Genomic DNA, 24712 nt, shown 5'->3' with positions numbered 1-24712 from the left:
GCTCCTGTCGGTTGGTCAGCGGTGTTGCAACTGTAGTCCACGGGCGTGACGGGATAGGGCGCGCCTGAAGGCAGTGGGGTTACTTGTCCAGGTCCAGCTCGGCGCTGCTGCGCACCTGTTTGAAGTGGTGCCGCCACAGATCCACGCCCAGCTTGCCCGAGCGATCCAGCGACGAGCCGACCGTCAAGTCGCTGATCAAGGTCGGCTGCAGCCCGGCATCGAACAACGCAAACCCCGCCGCCAGTACGCAGGTGTCGGTCTGGATGCCGCACACCAGCACGCGCTCGGGAGCGAGGCTTTTCAGGTAGGCGATGGTTTCGGGTGTCGGTGCATAGCCGTGCTTGATGAAGACGCGATCTGCCGCGATCAGGCTGGGGTCATCCGGTGCCGGTTGCCAGCCGAGCTGGCGGGTGAAGGGCGTGATGCTTTCGTCATGGCGCTCCACGGTGGCCACTGACGGCAACCGCCCGAGCAGGGCATTGATGCCGTCCACCAGCCACTCGGGAGGGTTGAAGGAAGGTTGCACATCGATGATCAGCAGTACCTGGCGCATGGGGCTCCCGTGACGGGTCGAGGGGCGCCCCATTGTGCACAGCCCACCTCAGGGTTGCCAGGTGGTCTTCTCGCCGCTGAGCTTGCGGTCCAGGAAGGTGGCCGCGCTGATCAACGCCAGATGGCTCAAGGCCTGGGGTGTATTGCCGAGGTGGTGGGCCTGGCTGTCGAACTCTTCGGCGTACAACCCCAGCGGGTTGGCGTAGCGCAGCAGTTGCTCGAACTCCAGGTGGGCCTTCTCCACTTGCCCGGCGCGGGCCAGGCATTCGACGTACCAGAACGAGCAGGCGGCAAACGCGCCTTCGGTGCCTTGCAGGCCGTCGATCTGGCTGTCGTCGTTGCGGTAGCGGTAGACCATGCCATCGCGCACCAGGCTTTTCTGGATGGCTTCCAGGGTCGAGAGCCAGCGCGGGTCGGTGGCGGCAACGAAGCGCACCAGCGGCATCAGCAGCATCGAGCCGTCGAGCGCCGTGCTGCCGATGTGCTGCACGAAGTGTCCGCGCTCCTCGTTCCAGAAGTTGCTCCAGATGTCGGCGTAGATGGCCTGGCGCGTCTGGTCCCAGCGTGCAAACGGCGCCGGCAGCGAGCGCTTGGACGCCAGGCGGATCGCCCGGTCCAGGGCCACCCAGCACATCAGCCGCGAATGCAGGAAGTGATGCTGCTCGCCGCGCATCTCCCAGATGCCCACGTCTTTGCGGTTCCAGATTTCGCAGACCTGATCGGTGACTTCCACCGTGTGTTTCCAGCCCTCGTGGGAGATGGCCTCGCCGTACTTGTTGACCAGGTACACCGCGTCCATCAGTTCGCCGTAGATATCCAGCTGGATCTGGTCGACCGCTTCATTGCCGATGCGCACCGGTTTGGCGCCACCGTGGCCGCTCAAATGCTCCAGCTGGGTTTCGGGCAGCTCCTGGCGACCGTCGATGCCGTAGAGGATATTGATCTTGGTCGGCTGGCCGCAACAGTCGCTGACCCGGCCTTTGAGCCAACGCATATAGGCGTTGGCTTCTTCGACAAAGCCCAGGCGCATGAAGGCGTAGACGGTGAACGAGGCGTCGCGGATCCAGGTGTAGCGGTAGTCCCAATTGCGCTCGCCGCCTGGGGTTTCCGGCAGCCCGAAGGTCGCGGCGGCAATGATTGCGCCGTGTTTGCGCGAGGTCAGCAGCTTGAGCGCCAGGGCCGAGCGGTTGACCATCTCGCGCCAGCGCCCGCGATAGTTCGACTGCGCGATCCAGCCGCGCCAGAACTTCAAGGTATGGGCCAGTGCAAGGTCAGTGCAGCCGCTGTCCACGCGCTCATCGTCCTGGCCGCCGAGCACGAACTCGGCGCCTTCTTCCTGGCCCAGCTCAAAGTGCGCCACGGCGGCGTCGTTTTCGATCTGCAGCGGGTGGCTGCCGGCCAGGCGCAGGCCCGGCTGGCCATCGGCGGTGAAACACACGGTGCCGTTATCGAGGGCGGCGTGGGTGGACGCGCGCGCGTAATCATGGCGCACGGAGCAACGCAGGTGGAGGGTGGCCTTGCCGCTGACCACACGCACGCGGCGGATCAGCAGGGGCAGGTCGTCGATTTCTTCGCTGATGGTCAGCAGGTCGGTGACTTCGACCACGGCTTCGTCGCTGAGCCAGCGGGTTTGCAGCACATTGGTATCAGGCAGGTAGATCTGCTCGCGTCGCGCGTTGGGCAGGTCGGGGGTGAGTTGGAAAATCCCGGCACCGGGGGTGTCCAGCAATGAGCAGAAGATCGACGGGCTGTCGAATTCCGGCCAGCAGAAGAAATCGATGCTGCCTTTGTCATTCACCAGGGCGGCACTGCGCATGTCGCCAATGATGCCGTGGGCATCGATGGCGCTTTGTTGCTCGTCATTCAAATCAACCATTGCCACGAAACTCCGGATAAAGGCTCATGCCGCCGTCAATAAACAAAGTGCTGCCCACTACATAGTCGGAGGCATCACTGGCCAGCCACACCACGGCGTTGGCTACGTCCTCCACATCGCCGATACGGCCGTAGGGAATCAGCTTCAGCAGCTCCTTCGCTGCCGCGCCTTCAGTGGCGGCGCGGTTGATCGCGGTGCGGATCGCGCCGGGCGCAATGCCGTTGATGCGGATGCGCTGTTCGCTGACTTCCTGGGCGAGAGTGCGCATCAACATTTCCACGCCGCCCTTGGACGCCGCGTAATTCACATGCCCGGCCCAGGGGATGAGCTGGTGCACCGAACTCATGTGGATGATTTTGCCGGCTGCCCGCGACACGCCTTCACGCAGGCCCTGGCGATTGAAGATACGCACGGCCGCGCGTGCACACAGGAACTGCCCGGTGAGGTTGACGCCGATCACGCTGTTCCAGTCGTCCAGGCTCATGTCGACCAGGTTGGCGTCCTTTTGCATACCGGAATTGGCCACCAGGATGTCGAGGTGACCGAAGGCCTCGAGGGTCTGGGCGAATAAACGTTCTACGTCGGCCTCTTTGGACACATCGGCGCCAATGGCAATCGCCCGGCCGCCTTCTGCATTGATCTGGGCCGCCAGGGCTTCGGCCGGTGCGGCCTGGGCGTTGTAATTGAGCACGACGGCGGCGCCTGCCTGGGCCAACGCCTTGGCCGCGCCGGCGCCGATTCCGGAACTGGCGCCTGTCACCAGTGCCACTTGTTGCTCCAACGAGATGTGCATTGCCCACCCGACCTTAAATTCGTGAGTTCAAGTAGCTGACTGACGTCGCGCAACGGAAGTTCATCCGTGTGATTTTAGCGACTACAACCATGGTGAGAAATGGAATAAAAGAATAATAAGAAATAACCATAAGATACTAAAAAACCGCTCAAAAGCGTTTGACAGGATTTTTTGTCGCGTGTCTTATAGGCACACCTCAACCCGCTCCGTTGGTAGTTCGGATGTCATCGCGGGGCCACCTATAAGAGAAATGTATGTGCCTGTCGGCCGTTATAGGGGAACTACCAGAGCAGGAAAAACGGGCCGCGTTATTACGCGCTCCCAAGTTGATTATCTTCGATTGCGACGGTGTCTTAGTTCACAGTGAAGAAATCACCCTGTCTGTGTTGATTACCCTGCTGAATGCCCAAGTAACGGGCAGTTTCAAACTGGATGAAGAAACGTATATCGAGCGCTTCCGCGGTCGTCGCATCGCGGAGTGTTTGCGCGAAGCGCAAGGGTTATTAAATATCGAGTTGGACAGTCAGTTCGAAGCACACTTTCGACACCAGGCCCTGGCGGCACTGACACTCAACTTGAAAGCCACTGATGGAATGGTTGAAGTCCTGCAGTCCTTGACGGTGCCTTATTGCGTAGCGTCGAGTGCGCCGCGCAACAAGATAGAACATTGCCTGCGCATTACCGGGCTGTTGCCTTACTTCGAGGGGCGGATATTCAGTTGTTATGAGTTGGGGCGTTGGAAACCCGATCCCCTGGTGTTTTTAACCGCCTGTGCAACTTACAACATTGACACCGCTGACGCCTGGGTAGTTGAAGACAGTGTCACCGGCGTCCAGGCGGCGATGGCAGCACATATAAAAGTGCTGGGGTTTGGCCCGCCCAGTCGCCACGCACAGTTGGCAGCGGCCGGGGCATTACCGTTTTCCGATATGCGTGAAGTGTTGTCCCTTATTAATCATTGACCTTACTCAGGGAGGAGGCGTTGTGAGCGTACACGGTTATAGAGAACGGCTTAAGGCCAATGACCCCGGTTCAGAAGTGTGGTGGGATTCATCGCCGGTGGTGTACGCGCCTTTTAAAAGTCACTTGCTGGACAAGTACCCGGCGGCGATTGCGCATATCGAGCAGGTGATGCCCGATGAATTCTCGCAGGGCAGCGGCTTCAGCAGTGTGACCACCAACCCCCGGCTGGTGACCGCAGCGATTCTCGACAAGCGCGAGTATTGGTCGTCGCGCTTCAACCTGGCGAGCCTGTCGCCCGCAGAGTTGCGCAAGAAGCTCTACAACGAAGTGATCGCCGAGGGCGCCGCAGCGCTCCAGGCGCTCTGGGTGCAGTCGGGCCAGGTTGAAGGCTGGATGTGCGCGCAGGTCGACCCGGTGGATGTGCGTTGTATCGAACGCATGACGACCCGCGGGCTGGAGCTGCAGCAGCTGGCGCCGAACGTGATGGTCAAGGTGCCCGGCAGCCTGGAGGGCATGGCCACCGTCGAATACCTGGTGGCCCGGGGCGGCTCGGTGAATATCACCTTCTGCTTCACGGTCTCGCAGTTCCAGGCCGGCCTGCAGGCCATCGAGCGGGGCATGGCGACCGCACGCAGTCACGGTATCGACACCCGTCATTGCCGGCACGTGATTACCTTCATGATCGGACGTTTTGCCTGTCAGCCGGAATTTGCGTTGCAGGCGGCGGAGCGCGGCCTGGCGTTGAGCCCGGAGGAACTGCGTTGGGCCGAACTGATGGTCTACGAGCAGATCCAGGCGCTGGTCGCGGCGTCGACGGTGCCGGTCAAGACCCTGTTGTCCAGCATCAAGATCGATGTCGACGAGCGCGGCAACAAGCACTGCTGGCACCTGGAAAAAACCGGGCTGAAGGCGACCTGCTACACGCTGACGCCGGACGTGGTGGAGTTCCTGATCGAACGTGAGAGCCACGGCAAGCCGGTTGTCCCGGCGACGCAGCCGTTGACGCCGCCGGCGTCGATCTTCGCCAAGCTGATCCGGATTCCGTATTTCTGCGAAGCCTATTTCATCGACAGCATCGAGGCGTACGACTTCGGCAACCATGAGGCGTTTATCAACGCCTGCAACGAGGCCAACAGCGCGCACCGGCGGCTGGCCGATTACTGCGTGCGACTCTGCCCGGTGGCGAAGCCGTTCAAGCGGTCGCTCACCGCGCTGCTCGCTGCCGAATTCGGGGTGATCGCATGAACAAGATGATCGGGTTGTGGGCCCACCCACGTTCGCGCTCCACCGTGCTGGAACGGGTGTTCATCGAGCGTGGAGATTTTGAAGTGTTCCACGAGCCCTTTGCGCACATGGCGTTTACCGAGGCGTCGGCGATCCCCTCGGATGAATGGGACCACAGTTTGCCCACCACGTACGAAGGCATCAAAGAGCACCTGCTGGCGGCCAAAGAGCGCAGCAATGTGTTTCATAAAGACATGTGCTACCACTGCCTGGATGACTTGAAAGTTGATCTTGGGTTTCTTGCACAACAAGCCAACATCTTTCTTATTCGTGAACCGGCCAGCAGCATTATTTCCCATCATCGGGTTCATCCCGATATGCCTGTCCAGGCCATTGGGCATAAAGCGTTATATGACATCTTTTGCGTGGTCACCAAATTGACCGGCACAGTGCCCTATGTGATCAATGCCGATGATCTGGCGGCTGAGCCGGAACGGGTAATACGCAAACTATGTGATTACCTGGAGATTGAATTCCTGCCTCACGCCATGACGTGGAAACGTGAATGTCCGCCCCAGTGGAAAACCTGGAGAAGTTGGCACGTGGCGGCAGAAAATAGTGAGCGGATTATTTCACCGGCTAAACAACAGATTGATATGACAGTACTCGATCAATTTCCAAAGTTGCGGGAATTGTACGAATACCACCGCACGTTTTATGCGCGCATGAATGAATTTTGCCAATAAGGATTGTGGTATGAAGAAGTTGATTATTACCGGCGCGGCCAATGGCATCGGCCGGGCGACTGTCGAACAGGCGATTAAGGACGGTTACTTCGTTATTGCGGCCGACAAGGATCGACAAGGCCTGGAACGGCTGCAGGGGCTTCATGGCCGCGAGGTCCTGGAGACTCACGTTGCCGACTTCTCCGACCCCGCCGTTATCAAGGGGTTTATCCCCGCGCTGTATGAGCGCCATACAACGATCTACGGGCTGGTCAATAACGCCGGGATCTACCACGGCAAAAGCGTCTACGCCTATTCCGATGAGCAGATCGAGGAAATCCTCAATGTGAACCTCAAGGCGCTGGTCTATCTGTCCAAGGATTTTGCCGAGCGCGAGATGAAGCACGAGGCCCCGCGCGCCATCGTCAATATTTCCTCGGTAGCGGGTGAGGTCGGCAGCTGTGACGCACTCTACGGTGCGACCAAGGCCGCGGTCATTGGCCTGACCAAGGCCAATGCCTGGAATTTCGCGCCGTTTGTGCGGGTCAACGCGGTCTCGCCGGCGCTGATCCATGAGACCGCGATCTACGACACCATCCCCGAGTACCGCCGTGTGGAGTACGCACGCCAGGAGATCCTCAAGGATCCTATCCTGCCCAGCGGCGTGGCCGAGGTGATTTTGCTGCTGATCGGTGAGGGCTTCCGGCACATGACCGGCAAGGTCATCCCCGTGGACAACGGAGCCTACCCACGGTGAGCCAGTCCTTGCGCAAGAAAAAACTGCTGCTGGTGGGCGCCGGCAACCTGTGCCTGCAGATCCTGAAGATTCTCGGGCCAAAAAACGCCTTCGAATTTGTGGTGCTGGGGCGCAACGAAGAGTCGACTGTCCGGCTGTGCAACCTGGTGGCGCTGTCCTGCGCCCAGTTGGGCCAGTACATCGCAATCAAGCCGGTGATCGCCGACCTGACGGACATCCCCAAGATGACGCGAGTGCTGCGTGAAGAAGCGCCGGACATGCTGGTGAACTGCGCGTCGTTGCAATCGTGGCGGGTGATTACCGGCTTGCCGAGGTTGTCGTTCGAGCAGCTCGACCAGGCGCAATTCGGTCCCTGGTTGCCCATGCACCTGACGTTGATGCATTGCCTGATGCAGGCGGTAAAAGCCTCCGGCATCTCGGCCAGGACCGTGAATGCGGCCTTCCCCGATGCCGTCAATCCGATTCTGGCCAGGGTCGGCCTGGCGCCGGATATCGGCGTAGGCAACGTGGCCAACCTGATCCCGGCCACGCAGCTTTCCATCGCACGGTTGCTCGAGTGCGCGCCCGCGGACGTGCAGGTGCAGTTGTATACCCAGCACTACTTCAGCCACTACGTGCCGCGCGGTGGGTTGCCGCCGCGTGCCAGCTACCGCTTGTTATACGAGGTGCGCGACCGGCCGCCAGTGACGCACCTGTCAGACGCAGAGATCTTCTCCACGGTGAAATCCGAGTTCCGCCGCCTGGGCGGGATCGATGGGCAGTTCCTGACGGCCTGCTCTGCGGTCACCGTCATCGAGGGCCTGTTTTCCCCCACGCCGGTGTGGGCGCATGCACCGGGCCCGCTTGGGCTGCCGGGTGGCTATCCGGTGAAGCTGCACGAGGGGCGGATCGACGTGCAGTTCAGCGAGGCCTGCCCCCAGGACGAGGCGGTGCGCATCAATAGTATCTGCCAGGGCCAGGATGGCATCGACGAAATCCACTGTGACGGATCGGTCACCTACAACCCGCAATGCATGGCCGTCATGCAGGCGCTGCTGGGGTACTCCAAGCCAACCATGTCCATCGAGCAGTCCGCCGACTTTGCCCGGGAATTGGCGAGCAAGTACCTGGCCTTCAAAAATTCAACTTGGTAGGTGTGTGATGAATCAGATGTCAGGGCGCAAACACAGCGAAGTCGCCAGTTATGCCACGCAATACTCCGCAGACTTCGTGGAGCGTTGGGACGAGTTGATCGATTGGGAAAAACGAAAGGCCGGGGAGAGCGGCTTTTTTGAAGAACTGTTGCGCCAGCATGGTGTGCGCTCGGTGATCGATGTATCGACGGGCAGCGGCTTCCACGCGGTCCAGCTCAAGGAAGCAGGGTTTGAGGTAGTGGCCACGGACGGCAGCAGCACCATGCTGACCAAGGCGCGGGAAAACTTCCGGCAACGCGGCCTGGAGATTGAATCGCACTACATGGATTGGCTCGCGCTGGATCCTACCGTGCTGGGCAAGTTCGACGCGGTGGTGTGCCTGGGCAGTTCGCTGTGCCACGTCTTTGAAGCCCATGATCGATTGCGGGTGCTGGAGAAGTTCAGGGCACTCCTCAAGCCGGGCGGCCTGCTGATTGTGGATCAGCGCAATTTCTTCGCGATTCGCGCGGGCAACTTCAAGGCGAGCGGCAATTACTACTATTGCGGCACCAACGCCTGCGTGACCCTGGGGCACGTCGATCAACACCTGTGTGAGTTCATCTACACCTTCGATGAGACCGAACAGTATCGCTTGAAGGTGTATCCGTTGTTGCCGGGCAAGTTGGCCACCGAGGTGCTTGCGTCCGGGTTTGGCGCGCATGAGAGCTACGGTGATTTCCAGCGTGACTACGACATGATGACCTGTGACTTTGTCATCCACACCGCGCGCGCCGTCTGAGGGTCAGAGCATGAGTACACTCGTACAGAGCAACCCCCGCACCCTCGACAGTGTGGTGCTGGCGGTGGTGTTGACCGGCTTCGTGGCCAGCACCTATGGGTTTGGCGTCTACCTGTTCGCCAACCTCGTGGTGGACATGCGCCGGGACATCGGCTTCGACTACACCACGGTCGGCGTGATCACCGGCGGCGCGCAGGTCGGCTTCCTGCTGTTTTCCTCGGTCACCAGCTATATCAGCCGGTTTTTCGAGGGCTGGAAAATCAGCCTGGTGTCCACCGTGATGACCTCCCTGGCGCTGCTGGGCTTGAGCATCAGCGACAACATCTGGCTGTCCGGCGCGCTGCTGATTCTGCTCGGTGGCTGTTCCGCCTCGGTGTATATCCCGTTGGCCGAGATCGTCACCAAGGGCTTCAGCCCGGGGAATCGCTCGCGGGTCATGGGGCTGATTTCCAGCGGCACCAGCTATGGGGTGTTTATCAATGGATTGCTGGTCTCGTTTCTCACCTTGAACGGCGGTTGGCGTTCGATCTGGCTCACCGCCGGCCTGATTTCCGTAGCGTTGTGCCTGGTGGCCTGGTTTCTCTTGCGTAACCTGGGGGCGAGCCAGGATGTCGGCTTTTCCGGGGAGCACTCGGCAGTGGCAGGCGGGGATCGGCCCTGGCTGAGTCGTTCGCTGTACCTGACCTGGGCCATCGCTTTTCTCAACGGCATGGCACTGTTGCCGTTCCAGACATACCTGGCGCCTTTTCTTCGCGATGAGCTGGGTGTGTCGGTGCAGGATGCCGGGTTTATCTGGACCACCATCGGTGCCGTGGGCATGGCGTCGGGGTTTCTGGTCGGGTGGATCGCCGACAAGGTCGGCGTGCGGGCATCCCTGGCGATGTGCTTTTTGAGCGCGGGGCTTGCCGCCACCCTGGTGTTCAGTTTCAACAGCCTTCCACTGTTCTACCTCGCGGCCTTTTTGTTCGCTTTGGCGTTCTACCCGATCTTCGGGCTTGTCCCCAGTTACATCGGGCAAATCGTCCCGGTCAGCCGCCTGACCCAGGCCTTTGGCATCGCCAATGTCCTGATCGGCCTGGGGGGCGTGTGCGGTAACTTCCTCGGCGGGTTTTCCAAGGACCTGACGGGGTCGTTCTCAAGCGTCTATTGGGTGGTTGCGCTCTTGTTGTTCGCGCAATGCCTGATGGTGTTCATGTTGGGTAAACAACCTGTTTCGATGACGGCGGGAGAGCAGCCATGAGCTATGTTGCGCAAGGTCCAGGCCAGAACCTGCATGCGTTTGCGTTCAGCCATCTACGCGCCGAACACCCGCGCATGAAGCAAAGGCCGTTGGTCATCTGGATGACCGGCATCTCTGCCTCCGGCAAGTCGACCATTGCCGATGCACTGGACATTGCCCTGCAGGCCCAGGGGCGATTTACCTGCATCGTGGACGGCGACTCCGTGCGAGGCGGGCTGTGCCGGGACCTGGGATTTACCGACAACGACCGCGAAGAGAACATCCGGCGCGTCGCCGAAGTGGCGCGGCTGATGCTGGAGGCGGGGCTGATCGTGATCGTCGCGCTGATCTCGCCGTCGGCGGCCAGCCGGCACTACGCGCGCTCGATCATCGGCAATGAGTCGTTTGTGGAAGTGCATGTGGATGCGCCGTTGGAAACCGCCGAACAACGTGACCCCAAGGGTCTGTATAAAAAGGCCCGCGCCGGGCTGATCAAGAACTTCACCGGTATTGATTCGCGGTATGACCTGCCGATCTTTCCGGAAGTCCACTTGAATACCCAGGCGCTGTCGGTCGAGCAGTCCGTCGAGGCGATCCTCGATTGGGTCGCACGTAACGACGCGCGCAAGTAGCCGTTGGTCTTTGCGTCGGTATCACACTGTCAGCCTTTTCAGAAAACAAGGTAATCTGCGGCATCGCCGCAAGACCGCGTTTTCTAAGGAGCAGACATGACGCATTTTACGGGCACTGCAAAATCGATCCGTCTGATTGGCGGGGCCCGGGTGTTGGACTTTATCAATACCACCAATGGCCGGCGTCCCGGCACCACCCTCAAGGTGACCGAAGAGCGGCTGACCAGTTTTCAGTTCTTCTTCGAATGGGCGCTCCATGCCTCGTTGATCTCGGCGCAAGAGTTCGATGACTACAAGCCCATGGTGTTTGAGTCGCCAATTTCCTATCAGCCCGACCTGGACGCGATCATCGCGTTCAGGGAGTGCCTGTACGCCGTGTTCTATCCGTTGTCATTGCAACAGGCCGCGCCCGATGCGCCATTGCAGCAGATCAACCTGGCATTCCAGCAGGGCGTTGCCTGGCGACTGCTGCGCTCGGTGGACGGCAAGCCTGCCTGGGAGTGGAAACCCTGCACCACCGCGCAGGAACTCACCACCATGGTGTTGGGCCGCCTTGCCATCGAGGCCACGCAAATGCTGGTGTCCGGTGATCTTCAGGCATTGAGGAGTTGCACGGCCACCGACTGCGATTGGGTGTTCCTGGACATCTCCAAGAATAAACTGCGCAAGTGGTGCCAGATGAGCGTCTGCGGCAGCCGGGAGAAGCTTAGCCGTCTCAGGCAGGTGGCCAGCCAGCCATAGCGAGTGCCACGGGCGACGGGTAGCAATTGCTCGACTTAATAGGAAGCATTACTATTCACGCCCCGCCTCCCCAGTGCTCCCGCGATGATCCCTCAGCCGCCCCGCAGAACAGGCTTTTTCGAACACTACGAAGAGTTGGTCGGGACGTGGACGCGCCGCCTGAGAAACCGTCAGCAGGCCGAAGACCTGGCCCATGACACCTTTGTGCGGGTGCTTGAGTCAAAATCTTCCGAGGTCGAGCAACCGCGCGCCTACCTGCACCAGACCGCGCGCAATATTGCAGTGGACGCTTATCGGCGCGAAGACCGTCGCGAAGCCATGACCCTGCAAACCTGTGATCAGAGCTCGCCCCACAGCGGCGACCCGGAGCATTTCATGCACGCGATCCAGTTGGCGGACTCCATAGAACGGGCCTTGGCCGAGCTGCCCCTCAACTGCCGCAAGATTTTCATCTGGCAGAAAATCGAGGGCCTGACCCAGCAGGAAATCGCCGAACGCCTGGGTTTGTCTAAAAACATGGTGGAAAAGTATATGATCCGCACCCTGCGGCATTTGCGTGACCGCCTGGACGCGATGGCCCCATGACCCACGCCCGCTTTTTACAGGACCTTCCATGATGGATAACGTTGAACGTGCCTGCGGCAGTGAGGAGGCTCGCGATGCAGCTGCGCAATGGTTCGTACGTCTTCAAGACGCTGACCTGAGCCCTGAAGAGCGCCAACGGTTCGACGCCTGGCGCAATGAGCGCGCCGAGCATCAATACGAGTTCGATGTGCTGCAGGGATTGTGGAGCGCCACCGACTTGCTGCCCAGGGCGCGCCTGCAGGCATTGTGCGAAGCACCCGCCGAGCGCCCCAAGCGCCGCGCCGTGTTGCGTTATGCGGTGGCAGCCAGTGTGGTCGCCGTGGCCGTGGGGCTGGGGCTGTTCAGCGGCCTCGATCATCCAAAACCCTACACTGCCGAGTTCAGCACCCGCCTGGGTGAGCATCGCCAGGTGGCCTTGCCGGATGGTTCCGTGATGGACCTCAACAGCCGCAGCATCGTCGCCGTGCACTTTGAAAAAGGCCGGCGTGGCGTGGAGCTCAAGCAGGGCGAGGCAATGTTCAGCGTCGAGCACGACACCAGCCGGCCCTTTGTGGTGGCCGCCGGGGCAGGGCAGGTGACGGTCACCGGCACGCGGTTCGATGTGCGTCGCGATGACGACCAGACCCGCGTAGCGGTCGAGGCCGGCACCGTGAAGGTGCAAGGGCAGGCTGCAGACACCGTGGTGACACTGACGGCGGGCCTGGGTACGCATGTCGACCGCAAGGGACAGGTGGCAACGGCCTACGCGGTGAACGCCGAGGAGCTGACAGCCTGGCGTACGGGCAAGCTGGTGTTCAACAACGCGCCGCTGGGCGAAGTCGTACGCGAAGTCTCGCGTTATCGCGAGCAGCCACTGCGGGTCAGCACACCGGCAATCGGCAACCTGCGCCTGACCAGTGTGTTCAAGTCCAACGACACCGACGCCTTGCTCAAGGCCTTGCCACATATCCTGCCGGTGGCCTTGCGCACCTTGCCGGACGGCAGCCAGGAAATTATTTCACGCTGACATTCAGGTTTTTTCCGAGTTCTTCGTCTTCTCCTGCAACTGCAACTGGTTTGCATTAACAGCCGCGTACTTTTGCGATCACAGGACTAGGTTCGACGTGAAAAAACTTGCCGTGAACAACAATAAAATCTCTCGCTGGGCGCCACTCGCGCTGGCGCTTGCTGTCAGCGCCGCGCTGCCGGCCGCCTACGCCGCCGAGGGCATCCACATCCAGGCCCAGCCCCTGGGCGCAGCGCTGAGCCAACTGGGCCAGCAGACGTCCCTGCAAGTGTTTTTCAGCCCGGACATGGTCGCCGGCAAGCAGGCTCCGGCGGTCGACGGCAATCTTTCCCCTGAACAAGCCTTGCGCCAATTGTTGCAAGGCAGCGGCCTGGACTACCAGATCGACGCCGGTTCCGTGACCTTGCGCCCGTTGAACAGCGGCACTGGTGAAGCCGGCTCGCCGCTGGAACTGGGCGCCACCGACATCAAGGTGGTCGGTGACTGGCTCGGCGATGCCAACGCCGAAGTGGTGCAGAACCACCCCGGCGCGCGCACGGTGATCCGCCGCGAAGCCATGGTCGAGCAGGGCGCGATGAACGTCGGTGACGTGTTGCGCCGCGTGCCCGGCGTGCAGGTGCAGGAATCCAACGGCACCGGCGGCAGTGATATTTCGCTCAACGTCGGTGTACGTGGCCTGACGTCGCGCCTGTCGCCGCGCTCCACGGTGCTGATCGACGGCGTACCGGCGGCGTTCGCGCCCTATGGCCAGCCGCAGCTGTCGATGGCGCCGATTTCCGCCGGCAACCTGGACAGCATCGACGTGGTGCGCGGCGCCGGCTCCGTACGTTATGGGCCGCAGAACGTCGGCGGCGTGATCAACTTCGTGACCCGCGCGATCCCCGAGAAATTCTCCGGGGAAGTCGGCAGCACCCTGCAAACGTCCGCCCATGGCGGCTGGAAACACATCGATAACGCCTTCATCGGTGGCACCGCCGACAATGGCATCGGCGTGGCATTGCTGTATTCCGGGGTGAATGGCAACGGCTATCGCAACAGCAACAACTCCAATGACATCGACGACGTGATCTTCAAGACCCACTGGGCGCCGACCGATCAAGACGACTTCTCGCTGAACTTCCACTACTACGACGCCAGCGCCGATATGCCCGGCGGCCTGACCCAGAAGCAGTTCGACGCCAACCCGTATCAATCGGTACGTGACTGGGACAACTTCAGCGGCCGCCGCAAGGACGTGTCCTTCAAGTACATCCGCCAGATCGATGACCGTACCCAGGCCGAAGTCCTCACTTACTATTCGGACAGTTTCCGTGGCAGCAACATCGCCAACCGCGACCTGGGAAGCATCGGCTCCTACCCGCGCACCTACTACACCTTTGGCATCGAGCCGCGGGTGTCTCATGTGTTCGACGTGGGCCCGAGCACCCAGGAAGTCAGCCTGGGTTATCGCTACCTCAAGGAAGGCATGCACGAGCAGGCGACCAGCCTGAAACTGGTCGACAACGTACCGACGCCGGTCGGCTTCAACGATGGCCACGTCTATCAGGATCGCACCGGTGGCACCGAGGCCAATGCTTTCTATATCGACAACAAAATCGATATCGGCAAGTGGACCATCACCCCGGGCATTCGCTTTGAAGACATTCGTACCGAATGGCACGACCGGCCGGTGGTCGGGCTCAAGGGCGAGGCGGTGGCGGAAAAGCGCCGCGAGGTTAACAACAACGAGCCGTTGCCGGCCCTGAGCGTGATGTACCACGTGTCCGATGCCTGGAAACTGTTCGCCAACTACGAAACCTCGTTCGGCAGCCTGCAATACTTCCAGTTGGGCCAGGGCGGCACGGGCGACCAGACCGCCAACGGCCTGAACCCGGAAAAGGCCAAGACCTACGAGGTGGGGACGCGCTACAACGACAACGTGTGGGGCGGCGAGCTGACGTTCTTCTACATCGACTTCTCGGATGAGCTGCAATACGTCAGCAACGACGTGGGCTGGACCAACCTGGGTGCCACCAAGCACACCGGTATCGAAGCTTCGGCCCACTATGATCTGTCGAACCTCGACCCGCGCCTCGACGGCCTGACCGCCAACGCCGGCTTCACCTACACCAAAGCCACCTCGGAAGGTGACGTGCCGTTCAAGGGCCGCGACCTGCCGCTGTACTCCCGTGAAGTGGCGACCCTCGGCCTGCGCTACGACATCAACCACTGGACCCACAACCTGGATGTGTACGCCCAGTCCGGGCAGCGCGCACCGGGGACCACCAGTACCTATATCACCCAGGGCACGGCGGACGGCCAGTACGGTGATATCCCAGGTTATGTCTCGGTCAACGTGCGCAGTGGTTATGACTTCGGCGAGCAATTGTCGAACCTCAAACTGGGCGTCGGCGTGAAGAACGTTTTCGACCAGCAGCACTACACCCGTTCCAGTGATAACAACTCCGGGTTGTACCTGGGCGAACCACGTACGTTCTTTGTGCAAGCCAGCGTCGGCTTCTGATCCGCATCGGTGGAGGAAAATCGCAGCTCCCTGAGGCTGCGATTTTTTTTGCCTGTTTTTCCTACACCGACACAGCGCATGTTGCTGCTCACTCAGGAACCAATTCCGACACAGCGCCACACATGGGCTAGCTGATGGGCTTCGACATTGTGGTTGGAGCGACAGGCTGAAAATCGCGCCCACCGTAACGGAGGAACCTATGTCGGTATCGATGCTCGATAAACCCACACCTGCTTCATCAGGCCCTGAACTTTCTCAGGCCAAGTCCAGCCCCCAGGCCAAAGCCCGTGGCCCGGCGCCTGCCGCGCCAACCTTCATGGGGCAAAGCGCTGCTAGCGTCAGCTTCCAGTCTCGGGAAACCCATGCCGGACCGGTATTCGGCGCGCCTCAGTCGGCCAGCGCTGCAACGACGTCTGCGGCAGACTCGAGTCGCCACGGCGGCGCACTGGCGACGTCGAGCGCCTTGGGCCAGATCAAGCATTGGGTGGGCCAATGGTTTGGCGGGCATCGTCCACCCCTGCATCCAGGCTGGAGCAACCCACCACCGAGGCCGCATCCTGGTTGGAGCAATCCACCGCCACGCCCGATGCCGGTCATCAGTAATCCGCCACCCAGGCCTTTTCCTACCGTGCCCGGCTTTCCGGACCCCCAGTACTCGTTAAAGAGTCGTGAAGATTTGGCTAAACAGTTGAGTGCCAACTTCAACGCCTTCAGGGACCCCAGGAACCCCGGGTATGTCAGCAGGGACAGTATTCAGGCGATGGCAAAAAAAGGTTGGTCGCCCAACCCGGCCGTGAACGAGAACATTCGCCTGGCCAATGAGCTGTTACGGCGTCCTGAGCTGATGAGTGCGCTTGATCGTCATGGCTCCACCGGTGCACTCGATGGGCTGATCGACCGGACCAGCCTGAACGCTGTCATCAATGGAACCAACTACTTCCAGTTCAAGACTGACAAAGAACTGTTCGGTGAAATGCTTGAACACTACAACGACCTGAAGGGCCGGTACGGTGGGCGCGACCTGACCGTCAGCGATCTGCGAAAACTGGCTGGCCAGAGCCTTACCGGTGACTCTCCCAAGGATCACCTCATCCAGTTGGCCCAGGAAATGTTCAAGCGTACCAATGCGCTCAACCTGGCGAGCTCCGGTAACCGTATCAGCCAGGCCATGCTGCGTTATCTATCCCGCTGACCCACGTCCAGGCGCCGCACGCCGGATGCGGTGCCTGGTTCAATTGTTTCAGGAACTGTTTGCACCCATTTGCCACACAGGTTGTAGCTACCGGTTTCAATCAGGCCGGTCGCTTTCAGATTCACAGTGAGGGCTCGCCAATGACATCAACCTCGTTTCGTTCTCCCCAGCCCAGCTGCCAAGAGCTTTTTCATACCCCGCCTGCAGAGGCGCTGACGGGGGCAGAAAGGGATGCCGCATCGCGCGATCCCTTCATTGCATCGACTACACACGCGGTCGAAACCCAGCGGATGAAAGCCTTTGTCGACCAGCGCAAATTCCAGGCACCCGTCGCGGATGATTTTTCCAGGGGCATGCAGGTAGAGGAAAAGCGCGCCCATGCCGATTCCTCCTCGCTGAAAAACACCGGCCTGCTCAATGGCCTGGCCGCTTGGTGGCGCAAGCAGAAAGCCAGTTGATCGGCCGGGTTGACTGACGACCATTCGACGGCTCCTTCCCGACCGTTACAAACACTCAAGTTTTACTCGGGTCGATTTGGCATTTCTCCGGAACCACTGTTTTCCGCCGACCACTCAATCGCTGGCTGTTGATTTCGAGGTGTTTTCACCGATCGAACAACCAGAGGCCGGTCCACGGAATCTAACTATGCTGGAGATGAGCTATGAGTTTCAGTATCAATAATCCAGGGGGCTTCTTGCCCGGGGTGAATATACCGACGGGGAATGGCCACGCCCGACCTGGGGTAGACGCGCGGGCGCTGGGCCAATCGCTGCCCACTGCACAACCTTACGATAGTAAGTTCGCGAACGGTGCCCAGCGGCATTTCGACGGCCAAAACCTCTACGGCGGCATGTCGAGCGCGGGGAACCCTTATGTCAGCTCGGACGACCACCTGTTGGCGACCCAACTGAGTAACGTTTATTCGATGTTGGGTGATTTCAAGAAAGATGGTCGCCTGACCCTGAGCTCATTGACGGACATAGCTAAAGAACAACCCGGCGAGAGTAAGGTCCACGAACGGACAATCATGCTGGCCCGGGAGATACTCAATCGCCCGCGACTGGGAGAGGGCATTGTTGGCAAGGGCGGTGAAATCACCCTGGACAGCCTCGAAAAAGCCACCAGCTTGATTATTGGCAATACCAACCCCAACACCCAGAGCCTCGACCCCTTCCATGCGAAAACCGACGCACAGGTAGTAGAGGCATTCAGGGGCATGTTTGATGATCTGCGGGACACGTCGGAGGACCGCACCTTTTTTTTCGAGAAGCACCGGTATGTGAAGAAAGATACGCTCATCGAGATGAGCAAGGACCCTGACGAAATCGACAAGAATGGTCAGGTGGTGCGGGACATGGCCACCGGGTTTCCGAAGAAGAAATACAGCGAGCAGCAAGTGTATATGGCCAAAAACCTGGTCGAACGACCAGGACTGTTGGCCTCGCTGGACAGCACCAAGGCCAACGGAACCAACATCTTCGGCAGCCATAACGATGATGGCTGGTTGAAGAACTACAGCCTCGATCGCTGGTTGAAAAACGACAAGGAAGAGAGGGGCAGGTAAATCATGCATGGGCTTCCTGAGTGACTCGGGAAGCTCATGTTTTCTTCCTTCATACCCGCAGTATTTTGCCGCTGACCGCCACCACGACCAGCAATCCTCCGATCAACAGGAAGGCCGTTGCCAGGCTGCTGCCATGCGCAATGAATCCGATCACGGCAGGCCCGGTCAGAATACCGGCATATCCGAGGGTGGTAATGGCCGGCACGGCAATGTGCTCTGGCATGACGTTCTGCTTGCCGACCGCGGTGTAGAGCACCGGAACGATATTTGAACACCCGGCGCCGACAAGGGCGTAGCCCAGCAACGCCATTTCCCAGGCGGGGGACAGCGTGGCGATAAAGATACCGGCCGCCGCCAGCGCGCCACCGGCCACGATCACCCAGGTCGCGCCCAGGCGCCGCACGATGGCGTCCCCGGTCAAGCGTCCAGCCGTCATGGTCAAGGCGAAAGCCGCGTAGCCCAGGCCGGCGTAGGCTTCATCCAGGTCGCGCTCGGCGCTGAGGAACACCGCGCTCCAGTCGAGCACCGCGCCCTCGGCCAGAAACACGATAAAACACAGGCAGCCGATAAACAGCACCACGCCATGGGGAACCGCAAAGGCCGGCCCTGAGCTTTCACTGCCATAGGGCAACAGGTGTGGGCCGGCCTTGAGCAGGGCCACCACCATCACCGCGATCACCACCCAGGTCGCCTGCAAGGGTGACAGGCCGAGCCCGAGCAACCCGGCGACACCGGCCGCACCGACGATCCCTCCCAGGCTGAACAACCCGTGAAACCCCGACATCATGGTTTTTCCGCTGGCTCGCTCGACAATCACCGCCTGCAGGTTGACCGTGGAATCTACCGTGCCCAGGCCGGCACCGAACAGGAACAAGCCAGCCATCAACAACGGAATCGAAGTGACCGTGGCCAGCATCGGCAGGGCCAGGCAGATCATGATCGTGCCGGCTGTCAGCACCCGCCGGCAGCCAAAGCGCGACGCCAGTGCACCCGCTGCCGGCATGGCGATGATCGAGCCCACCCCCAGGCACAACAGCAACAGCCCCAGCGTGCCTTCGCTCAGTTGCGCGCGCGCCTTGGCATACGGCACCAGGGGGGCCCAGGCGGCGATACCGAAACCGGCGATGAAGAAGGCGATACGGGTCGACATTTGCTCCAGTCGCCCGGGAACCACGGGCGCTGAGGTGGGGATGGCAGTCATGAAAAATCCTTGGTTTTGCGTTCAACGAACGATGTCCGGCGTGACATCGTTGCACATCAGGCCTTGAGGCGCGAGCCGGGTTCCGTTGGGATGGGCGGTTGGGAATTTTCTTTTTACAGTCGCGGAACGCAATCAAGGTGGGTAACCACACAGGGATTATCGAGTGCGTAGGAGACGGCCTTGAAGGTGTGTAATCCCTGCGGGAACTGGTGAACCCCGGGTCTCTTGCGGTGGATTACCACCTTCCAGGCCGTCTCCCACAAACGTCAGGTTCTGTAATACGCTGCCGAGCGTATAAGCAGGCAACCAGACGGATAAACCGATGAACATTCTCAGGCACGCAGCGCTATGACGCTGTTCTACGACGCACGCGGCAACATTTATGCAGTCGTCAGCCCGGCCTTTTTACGTACCCGAGGCGTGGATGTACCCGACAGTGCGGCCCAGGCAGCGGCTGCGCGCAAGGGGTGGACGGCGGCAGCTATCGCGTCCGAGTGTGGCTGGGAGACGAGTCCCAAGCCTGCGCACGCCAAGGCCCACCGTTGCGATGGCCTGCTGGTCGGGCCGTTTCAGGCTGACCCGCCATTCGATCTGTTAATCGTCAACACCGATGGCTCGCTGGCCGAGCGCAGTGGTAACGGCTTGACGATCTTTGCCCAGGCGCTCACGGATCAGGGCTTGATGACGCAAGCCTGTGAGTTGCGCGTGCATCACGATAAATCGGATGTGCCGACGCCCACCGCGACCCGGATCGAACCTGCAGTCCATGAGCAGAAGGCGGGGTTCTGGCTGGCATTGGGGCTGCCCGAGTTCGGGCCATCGGCCGTGGGCGCGCAGGGGGTTGAATCGACCTTTTTGAATGGCGCTGAAATGAGCCACGTGAGCGAGTTGTCGGCACTCAATGCGCAGTGGGCACGCAGTCAGTTTGTGCGGGTGGGCAATCCCCATTGTGTGACCCTGGTCGAGCAGGTATCGGGCTTGCCGGACAATCTGCAGATGCACCAGCCAGGGTTGTTCCAGGCGCTGAAGGCGATTGCCTTCGCGCCCCCTGCGGGAGGCGGGCAGCCGTGTGCGGCCGGGGTCAACTTGCAATGGGTTGTACGCGAATCCGCCAATCGGCTTGTCGCACGGGTATTCGAGCGGGGCGAAGGGCCTACCGCCTCCTCCGGGACCAGCGCGAGCGCGGTCGCATGTGCGGCGTGGCGTGCGGGGTGGGTCGGGAGTGGTGATATCACGGTGGTGATGCCGGGTGGCACCGCGCCAGTGCGTTTGCAGGCTCAGGCTGAAACGTTGCTGAGCGTCAGCCTCTTCGGGACGGCCCGCGTGCAGACGTAAGTTTTTCAAACGCCCGACATAGGCATAAGGTGTCGGGCGTTTCTCTATTGCTTAGTTATGCGGGCTAAGTTGTTGTAGGGCATTTCTTGATATTAAGAAGTGGCCATTTGGCTCATGTTTTTATCTTGTAAAAGATACTTCCAGATTCATTGTGCGAAACTTCTTTTTTGTTTTTGCATGGCCTGTCTTTCCCCCGAAATCGCTAAGCTTCAAGGCGTTCAGGCACTTTTTCTCGGCGATCATTCGGCCTTTTGAAGAGAGAAAGTCTTTCAGCGCATGAGTGGATGGCGGGTAACAGCGGATGGTCGAGGCGTTTGTCGAATCACGTTTCAAATTGATTCTTTCAGGTATGAATACCGACTTCCAGGTGCTGGCGTTTAAAGGCGCTGAAGTCCTGGATCAGCCGTTTTTCATCCATGTGGAGTTGATCAGTGAAAATCCTTCGGTCGACCTGGAGGAGCTGCTTCAACAGCCTGCCTATCTGGACTTCGCACAGGAGAGCGCAGGCTTGCACGGGCAGGTCTATGCCATTGGCCGGGATGATCCGGGTCGGCGGCTCACCCGCTATCACCTGACCCTTGCACCGCGCCTGGCCAATCTCGCCCATCGGTTCGACCAGCGAATTTTCCAGCACCGCAGCGTGCCGCAGATCATTGCAGCCGTTCTCGAACACCACGGCATCCTGGCGGACGCCTACGTGTTCGAGCTGGGCCCCGTGGTGTATCCGCCACGCACGTTCTGTGTGCAATACGCGGAAAGCGACCTGCACTTCATCCAGCGACTGTGTGAGGAGGAGGGCATTCACTATCATTTTCGCCACAGCGCCGACGCTCACCTCCTGGTATTCGGCGATGACCAGACGGTATTTCGCCGCTTGCCCGCGCAGCGCTACAGCGCGGCCGGCGGGCCACAGGCCGAGGCGCAGGTTATCCAGCGTTTCGATAGGCGCCTGGCCACACGCAGCCAGAAAACCGTGCGCCGCGATCGCGACTTCGAACACCCTGCATTGCGCCTGCAGGAGTCCGCGGGGCCAGCCTCGGCGCATCCCCTCGAGGACTATCGCTACCCGGCGGGATTTACCGGGTATGCCCACGGCCGACGATTGGCGCGCCGGGGGTTGGAGCGTCAGCAACGCGACCGCCATCGGGTGCTCGGCAAGAGCGATCAACCAGCGTTGCGCAGTGGGCATTTCCTCGAGTTGCGCGATCATCCCGATCCCGCGTGCAATGACCTGTGGCTGATCACGTCGGTACGTCATGAGGGGCGTCAACCGCAGGTACTGGAGGAGGCGACCTCAGAGGCTGAGCAATTTACGGGCTACCGCAATCGCTTCACCGCGACACCTTGGCGAGCGGTGCACCGGCCGCCCCTCAACCATTCCAAACCGCTCCTTAACGGCAGCCAGACGGCAACTGTTACCGGGCCTGCCGGTGAAGAGGTCCACTGCGACATGTATGGCCGGGTGAAAGTACGCTTTCACTGGGACCGGCTGGACAAGGACGATGACAAGAGCAGTTGCTGGGTCCGGGTAGCGTCCAGTTGGGCCGGCGACGGATTTGGCGCCATGATGATCCCGCGAGTCGGCATGGAAGTGCTGGTGACGTTTCTTGAAGGTGACCCGGACCAGCCCTTGATCAGCGGTTGCCTGCCGAATGCGGCGAACAGGCCGGCCTATCCGTTGCCGCAGCACAAGACCCGCAGTGTGCTGCGCAGCCGCAGCGTCGTCGGCGACTCAGGCTCCAACGAGCTGTACCTCGAAGACCGGCGTGGCGAAGAACTTATCTACCTGCGGGCCCAGCGCGACCTGGAGCAGCAGGTTGGCCATGACAGCCGTCTGGAGGTGGCGGGGGAGCGACATGAAATCATCCGGGGCTTAAGCACCACTCAGCTGGAAAGCGAGGAGCATCGTCACGTTACCGGTGATCGCAAGGTTGTCCTCAAGGCGAGCGATCACCTGGAGGTGCAGGGTGATAGCCGCACTCACATTGGCCGGACCGTGGTGATCGAAGCTGGGCAACAACTGCAACTGAAGGCGGGGGCAAGTCTAGTCATCCAAGCCGGCGCACAGCTGAGCTTCCAGGCAGGTGGGGAGCACCTGGTGATTCAGGCGGGCGGTATCTTCAGCAGTCGCCCGATCACCCTCGGCGGCTCGCCGTCCGCGATTCAGTTGGCGGCTTCTGGAGAGCATGTGGACGCGCCGAAAGCCAGTGCGGAGCAGGGCGTGATCATGGCCTTGGCGCGCCAGTTGGGGGCCGATTTCTGCCCCGTCTGCGAATGTTGCCGTGAAAGCCCGTGTGATGTCCCGGGGAGGGCTGCTTGATGTCGAGCATCCCAGGCCAATGGATCGCCGAACAGCAGCAGGCCGGACGCCGGCTGTGCCTGATTCTCGATGGCGACCACATGGCGCATCAACCCCTGCTGTCAGTGCGCAGCCTGTTGCAGTATCGCCGCGTCTACGCCGAGACCACCGTGGCGCAATTGGCGCAGACAGGTCCGGTGATCGTGCTGCTGGAGCACATGGACGAGCCCGCCTTACTCAACCTTCTACAAACGCCTGAAACGAACTGGGGCTGGCTGGGCAGCTTGCCGGACGAGGACTTGGTGTGCGTGACAGCCCATTGGCGCGAGCGCCTGTTGATCGGACCGAAGGCCGCCCAGGCGTTGTATCGCTTTCACGACAACCGCACGCTGGCACGCGCATTGGATCATTTGCCGGTGGACGACTGGCCGGCATTCCTCGGCCCACTGATCAGCCTATGCTACTGGCACGAAGGCGGCTGGCGCTGCCGCGACAATCCAGCGCCCGGTGACTACCCGGTACCCGATCCAGCCCCTTGGTTGAACACGCCAAATCCAAACACCAGGGCCATCCTCCACGCCAATATCCTGCGCTACCTGTTGGCTGAACACAGTGAAGACTTGGCGGCATTGGTGGAATTCCACGAGCCGAAAGTCTGGCTGAGCCAGGTGCTTGAGCAAGCACGCGCGTGGCAGTGGAACAGGCCGCAACAGCTGGAGTTTCTCGTCGTGAGGCGCTTGGCAGAAACCATTCGTAGCAGCGTCTTCCAATGGTCGCCAAGGGTGGGTGAAACGCCCGTCGAGCACTTTGACCGCATGGTGAATCAGTGGCGTTTGATGGAGCAGCAGGATGTTTAGGCCAATCTGCAGGGCAGGGCTGGCGCTCTGTGTGATGGGGCTTTGGGGGTGTACGGCGAGGCCGGTGGACAGTTTTACGCTGGAGGTGGACTTGCCGGCGGAATTTGAACTTAAAACGGCCGCCAACTATAGACCTGCCACGGGAGAGCTCTGCACCTTGCCACGGCGTCGAGGCAAGAGGCCGGAGCGAAAGGTGTTCTTTACCGAGTTCACGCCCGTGGCCAGTCGTGTGAGCTACCAGCTTCCCATCACCGAAACGGTCGACGGTTGCCCACTGGTATTGCGCAATGTGGCGTTTGATTTCAATGCGAAGTGGGGGAAGCGCAGTACGGATGTCGGCGGGGCTTTTGGCGGCATTTCCATCCGCGATCACTCGGAGATGGATAGGCCGGGGATGCCGGAATCGGGCGTCCAGGAGCTGTCCGGGCAATGCCAATGGTTGTTTCGAACGGCAGGGCCACAGCACGCGATTATCAAGGTTCTTAAATGCGACTCTTTGAGTGCAGTCGATCCAGCGGATAAATCCCGCACGGGCGGTGGTTTGGTACGAGGTGAGCTGGCAGGGAAAAAGGTACGGGTAAAGATAGGCCTGGCCGCCGAGGAACTGCCTTACATGGGCGACAATTGGGTTCGCTTTCCTAATGGATGGAAACGCTGCCTGGGAGACAATTTTGAGGACCTGTACGCCTTCTGCAACGGCAATACCGTCGACTTCAAACCCATAAAAATGCCCGATGGGCGAATTTGCGAGCTATATCCAACTTGTACTGAATAAGG

Annotated in this window: 23 protein-coding genes; 19 read left to right on the top strand and 4 right to left on the bottom strand. The window is 60.5% G+C overall.

The window, feature by feature from the left end; translation table 11 throughout:
• Positions 1-79: 79 nt before the first annotated feature.
• The 3 genes from NTD80_RS23405 to NTD80_RS23395 are packed head-to-tail and all read right to left on the bottom strand — an operon-like array spanning position 80 to position 3221.
• Entirely contained in the window at positions 80-553 is a 474-nt protein-coding gene (locus NTD80_RS23405) for a cysteine hydrolase family protein (protein ID WP_065907210.1), read from the bottom strand.
• A 48-nt stretch (positions 554-601) separates the two neighbouring features.
• Entirely contained in the window at positions 602-2428 is a 1827-nt protein-coding gene (locus tag NTD80_RS23400; protein ID WP_262135170.1) for a glycoside hydrolase family 15 protein, read from the bottom strand.
• Entirely contained in the window at positions 2421-3221 is an 801-nt protein-coding gene (locus tag NTD80_RS23395) for a glucose 1-dehydrogenase (RefSeq protein WP_065907205.1), read from the bottom strand. Before NTD80_RS23395 ends, NTD80_RS23400 begins: the two co-directional genes overlap by 8 nt.
• A gap of 254 nt (positions 3222-3475) precedes the next feature.
• Between NTD80_RS23395 and NTD80_RS23390 the strand changes: the two genes are divergently transcribed.
• From NTD80_RS23390 to NTD80_RS23320, 15 genes are all read left to right on the top strand, one after another.
• Entirely contained in the window at positions 3476-4183 is a 708-nt protein-coding gene (locus NTD80_RS23390; protein ID WP_065907202.1) for an HAD family hydrolase, read from the top strand.
• A 169-nt stretch (positions 4184-4352) separates the two neighbouring features.
• A complete protein-coding gene (locus tag NTD80_RS23385; protein WP_410017431.1) occupies positions 4353-5429 on the top strand; it encodes a transaldolase family protein in 1077 nt (358 codons plus the stop codon).
• The gene (locus NTD80_RS23380) at positions 5426-6154 is read left to right on the top strand and encodes a sulfotransferase family protein (RefSeq protein WP_262135168.1); all 729 of its coding nucleotides are present in this window, start codon (positions 5426-5428) and stop codon (positions 6152-6154) included. The genes NTD80_RS23385 and NTD80_RS23380 overlap by 4 nt, the downstream gene beginning before the upstream one ends.
• 10 nt (positions 6155-6164) lie before the next feature.
• Entirely contained in the window at positions 6165-6890 is a 726-nt protein-coding gene (locus NTD80_RS23375) for an SDR family NAD(P)-dependent oxidoreductase (protein ID WP_262135167.1), read from the top strand.
• Entirely contained in the window at positions 6887-8023 is a 1137-nt protein-coding gene (locus tag NTD80_RS23370) for a hypothetical protein (protein WP_262135166.1), read from the top strand. The genes NTD80_RS23375 and NTD80_RS23370 overlap by 4 nt, the downstream gene beginning before the upstream one ends.
• Positions 8024-8030: 7 nt before the next feature.
• Positions 8031-8801 (top strand): class I SAM-dependent methyltransferase, encoded by a 771-nt coding sequence (locus NTD80_RS23365; protein WP_065907189.1) that lies wholly within the window; start codon positions 8031-8033, stop codon positions 8799-8801.
• A 10-nt stretch (positions 8802-8811) separates the two neighbouring features.
• Complete coding sequence (locus NTD80_RS23360) at positions 8812-10041, top strand: MFS transporter (RefSeq protein WP_262135165.1); 1230 nt, start codon at positions 8812-8814, stop codon at positions 10039-10041.
• Positions 10038-10652, top strand: a complete 615-nt coding sequence (gene cysC / locus NTD80_RS23355; protein ID WP_262135164.1) for an adenylyl-sulfate kinase — start codon at positions 10038-10040, stop codon at positions 10650-10652. The genes NTD80_RS23360 and cysC overlap by 4 nt, the downstream gene beginning before the upstream one ends.
• A gap of 96 nt (positions 10653-10748) precedes the next feature.
• Positions 10749-11393: a CGNR zinc finger domain-containing protein gene (locus NTD80_RS23350; protein ID WP_201143900.1), complete on the top strand. Its 645-nt coding sequence runs from the start codon at positions 10749-10751 to the stop codon at positions 11391-11393.
• Between the two features lie 84 nt (positions 11394-11477).
• On the top strand, positions 11478-11978 hold the full coding sequence (locus tag NTD80_RS23345; RefSeq protein ID WP_213553557.1) for a sigma-70 family RNA polymerase sigma factor: 501 nt from the start codon (positions 11478-11480) through the stop codon (positions 11976-11978).
• 31 nt (positions 11979-12009) lie between these two features.
• Entirely contained in the window at positions 12010-12984 is a 975-nt protein-coding gene (locus NTD80_RS23340; RefSeq protein WP_262135193.1) for a FecR family protein, read from the top strand.
• A 97-nt stretch (positions 12985-13081) separates the two neighbouring features.
• Positions 13082-15487, top strand: a complete 2406-nt coding sequence (locus NTD80_RS23335; RefSeq protein WP_120448062.1) for a TonB-dependent siderophore receptor — start codon at positions 13082-13084, stop codon at positions 15485-15487.
• 760 nt (positions 15488-16247) lie between these two features.
• On the top strand, positions 16248-16679 hold the full coding sequence (locus NTD80_RS23330) for a hypothetical protein (RefSeq protein WP_262135163.1): 432 nt from the start codon (positions 16248-16250) through the stop codon (positions 16677-16679).
• A gap of 59 nt (positions 16680-16738) precedes the next feature.
• Positions 16739-17137, top strand: coding sequence for a type III secretion protein (locus NTD80_RS23325; protein WP_262135162.1), 399 nt, complete (start codon positions 16739-16741; stop codon positions 17135-17137).
• Positions 17138-17340: 203 nt separating this feature from the next.
• On the top strand, positions 17341-18243 hold the full coding sequence (locus tag NTD80_RS23320) for a hypothetical protein (protein WP_262135160.1): 903 nt from the start codon (positions 17341-17343) through the stop codon (positions 18241-18243).
• Positions 18244-18292: 49 nt separating this feature from the next.
• On the opposite strand, the gene NTD80_RS23315 is transcribed toward NTD80_RS23320, so the two are convergent.
• On the bottom strand, positions 18293-19444 hold the full coding sequence (locus tag NTD80_RS23315; protein ID WP_065907177.1) for an MFS transporter: 1152 nt from the start codon (positions 19442-19444) through the stop codon (positions 18293-18295).
• Positions 19445-19792: 348 nt separating this feature from the next.
• Here NTD80_RS23315 and NTD80_RS23310 point away from each other — a divergent pair, with 348 nt between their 5' ends.
• The 4 genes from NTD80_RS23310 (at position 19793) to NTD80_RS23295 (ending at position 24710) form a co-directional block, all read left to right on the top strand.
• On the top strand, positions 19793-20779 hold the full coding sequence (locus NTD80_RS23310; RefSeq protein WP_262135159.1) for a diaminopimelate epimerase: 987 nt from the start codon (positions 19793-19795) through the stop codon (positions 20777-20779).
• Positions 20780-21080: 301 nt separating this feature from the next.
• Entirely contained in the window at positions 21081-23099 is a 2019-nt protein-coding gene (gene tssI, locus NTD80_RS23305; RefSeq protein WP_262135158.1) for a type VI secretion system tip protein TssI/VgrG, read from the top strand.
• Positions 23099-23935, top strand: coding sequence for a DUF4123 domain-containing protein (locus NTD80_RS23300; protein ID WP_262135156.1), 837 nt, complete (start codon positions 23099-23101; stop codon positions 23933-23935). Before tssI ends, NTD80_RS23300 begins: the two co-directional genes overlap by 1 nt.
• Complete coding sequence (locus NTD80_RS23295) at positions 23928-24710, top strand: hypothetical protein (RefSeq protein ID WP_262135155.1); 783 nt, start codon at positions 23928-23930, stop codon at positions 24708-24710. Before NTD80_RS23300 ends, NTD80_RS23295 begins: the two co-directional genes overlap by 8 nt.
• Positions 24711-24712 lie beyond the last annotated feature (2 nt).

This window comes from Pseudomonas sp. 13B_2.1_Bac1, assembly GCF_025466155.1.
Classification (GTDB): domain Bacteria; phylum Pseudomonadota; class Gammaproteobacteria; order Pseudomonadales; family Pseudomonadaceae; genus Aquipseudomonas; species Aquipseudomonas aylmerensis.
This window is presented reverse-complemented; position numbering and strand designations above follow the sequence as displayed.

Excerpts from the sequence above, each read along its gene's own strand:
- NTD80_RS23405 (WP_065907210.1), bottom strand. The coding sequence starts at position 553 with ATGCGCCAGGTACTGCTGATCATCGATGTGCAACCTTCCTTCAACCCT.
- NTD80_RS23400 (WP_262135170.1), bottom strand. The coding sequence starts at position 2,428 with ATGGTTGATTTGAATGACGAGCAACAAAGCGCCATCGATGCCCACGGC.
- NTD80_RS23395 (WP_065907205.1), bottom strand. The coding sequence starts at position 3,221 with ATGCACATCTCGTTGGAGCAACAAGTGGCACTGGTGACAGGCGCCAGT.
- NTD80_RS23390 (WP_065907202.1), top strand. The coding sequence starts at position 3,476 with ATGTGCCTGTCGGCCGTTATAGGGGAACTACCAGAGCAGGAAAAACGG.
- NTD80_RS23385 (WP_410017431.1), top strand. The coding sequence starts at position 4,353 with ATGCCCGATGAATTCTCGCAGGGCAGCGGCTTCAGCAGTGTGACCACC.
- NTD80_RS23380 (WP_262135168.1), top strand. The coding sequence starts at position 5,426 with ATGAACAAGATGATCGGGTTGTGGGCCCACCCACGTTCGCGCTCCACC.
- NTD80_RS23375 (WP_262135167.1), top strand. The coding sequence starts at position 6,165 with ATGAAGAAGTTGATTATTACCGGCGCGGCCAATGGCATCGGCCGGGCG.
- NTD80_RS23365 (WP_065907189.1), top strand. The coding sequence starts at position 8,031 with ATGAATCAGATGTCAGGGCGCAAACACAGCGAAGTCGCCAGTTATGCC.
- NTD80_RS23360 (WP_262135165.1), top strand. The coding sequence starts at position 8,812 with ATGAGTACACTCGTACAGAGCAACCCCCGCACCCTCGACAGTGTGGTG.
- cysC (WP_262135164.1), top strand. The coding sequence starts at position 10,038 with ATGAGCTATGTTGCGCAAGGTCCAGGCCAGAACCTGCATGCGTTTGCG.
- NTD80_RS23350 (WP_201143900.1), top strand. The coding sequence starts at position 10,749 with ATGACGCATTTTACGGGCACTGCAAAATCGATCCGTCTGATTGGCGGG.
- NTD80_RS23345 (WP_213553557.1), top strand. The coding sequence starts at position 11,478 with ATGATCCCTCAGCCGCCCCGCAGAACAGGCTTTTTCGAACACTACGAA.
- NTD80_RS23340 (WP_262135193.1), top strand. The coding sequence starts at position 12,010 with ATGGATAACGTTGAACGTGCCTGCGGCAGTGAGGAGGCTCGCGATGCA.
- NTD80_RS23330 (WP_262135163.1), top strand. The coding sequence starts at position 16,248 with ATGGCAAAAAAAGGTTGGTCGCCCAACCCGGCCGTGAACGAGAACATT.
- NTD80_RS23320 (WP_262135160.1), top strand. The coding sequence starts at position 17,341 with ATGAGTTTCAGTATCAATAATCCAGGGGGCTTCTTGCCCGGGGTGAAT.
- NTD80_RS23315 (WP_065907177.1), bottom strand. The coding sequence starts at position 19,444 with ATGACTGCCATCCCCACCTCAGCGCCCGTGGTTCCCGGGCGACTGGAG.
- NTD80_RS23310 (WP_262135159.1), top strand. The coding sequence starts at position 19,793 with ATGACGCTGTTCTACGACGCACGCGGCAACATTTATGCAGTCGTCAGC.
- tssI (WP_262135158.1), top strand. The coding sequence starts at position 21,081 with ATGGTCGAGGCGTTTGTCGAATCACGTTTCAAATTGATTCTTTCAGGT.
- NTD80_RS23300 (WP_262135156.1), top strand. The coding sequence starts at position 23,099 with ATGTCGAGCATCCCAGGCCAATGGATCGCCGAACAGCAGCAGGCCGGA.
- NTD80_RS23295 (WP_262135155.1), top strand. The coding sequence starts at position 23,928 with ATGTTTAGGCCAATCTGCAGGGCAGGGCTGGCGCTCTGTGTGATGGGG.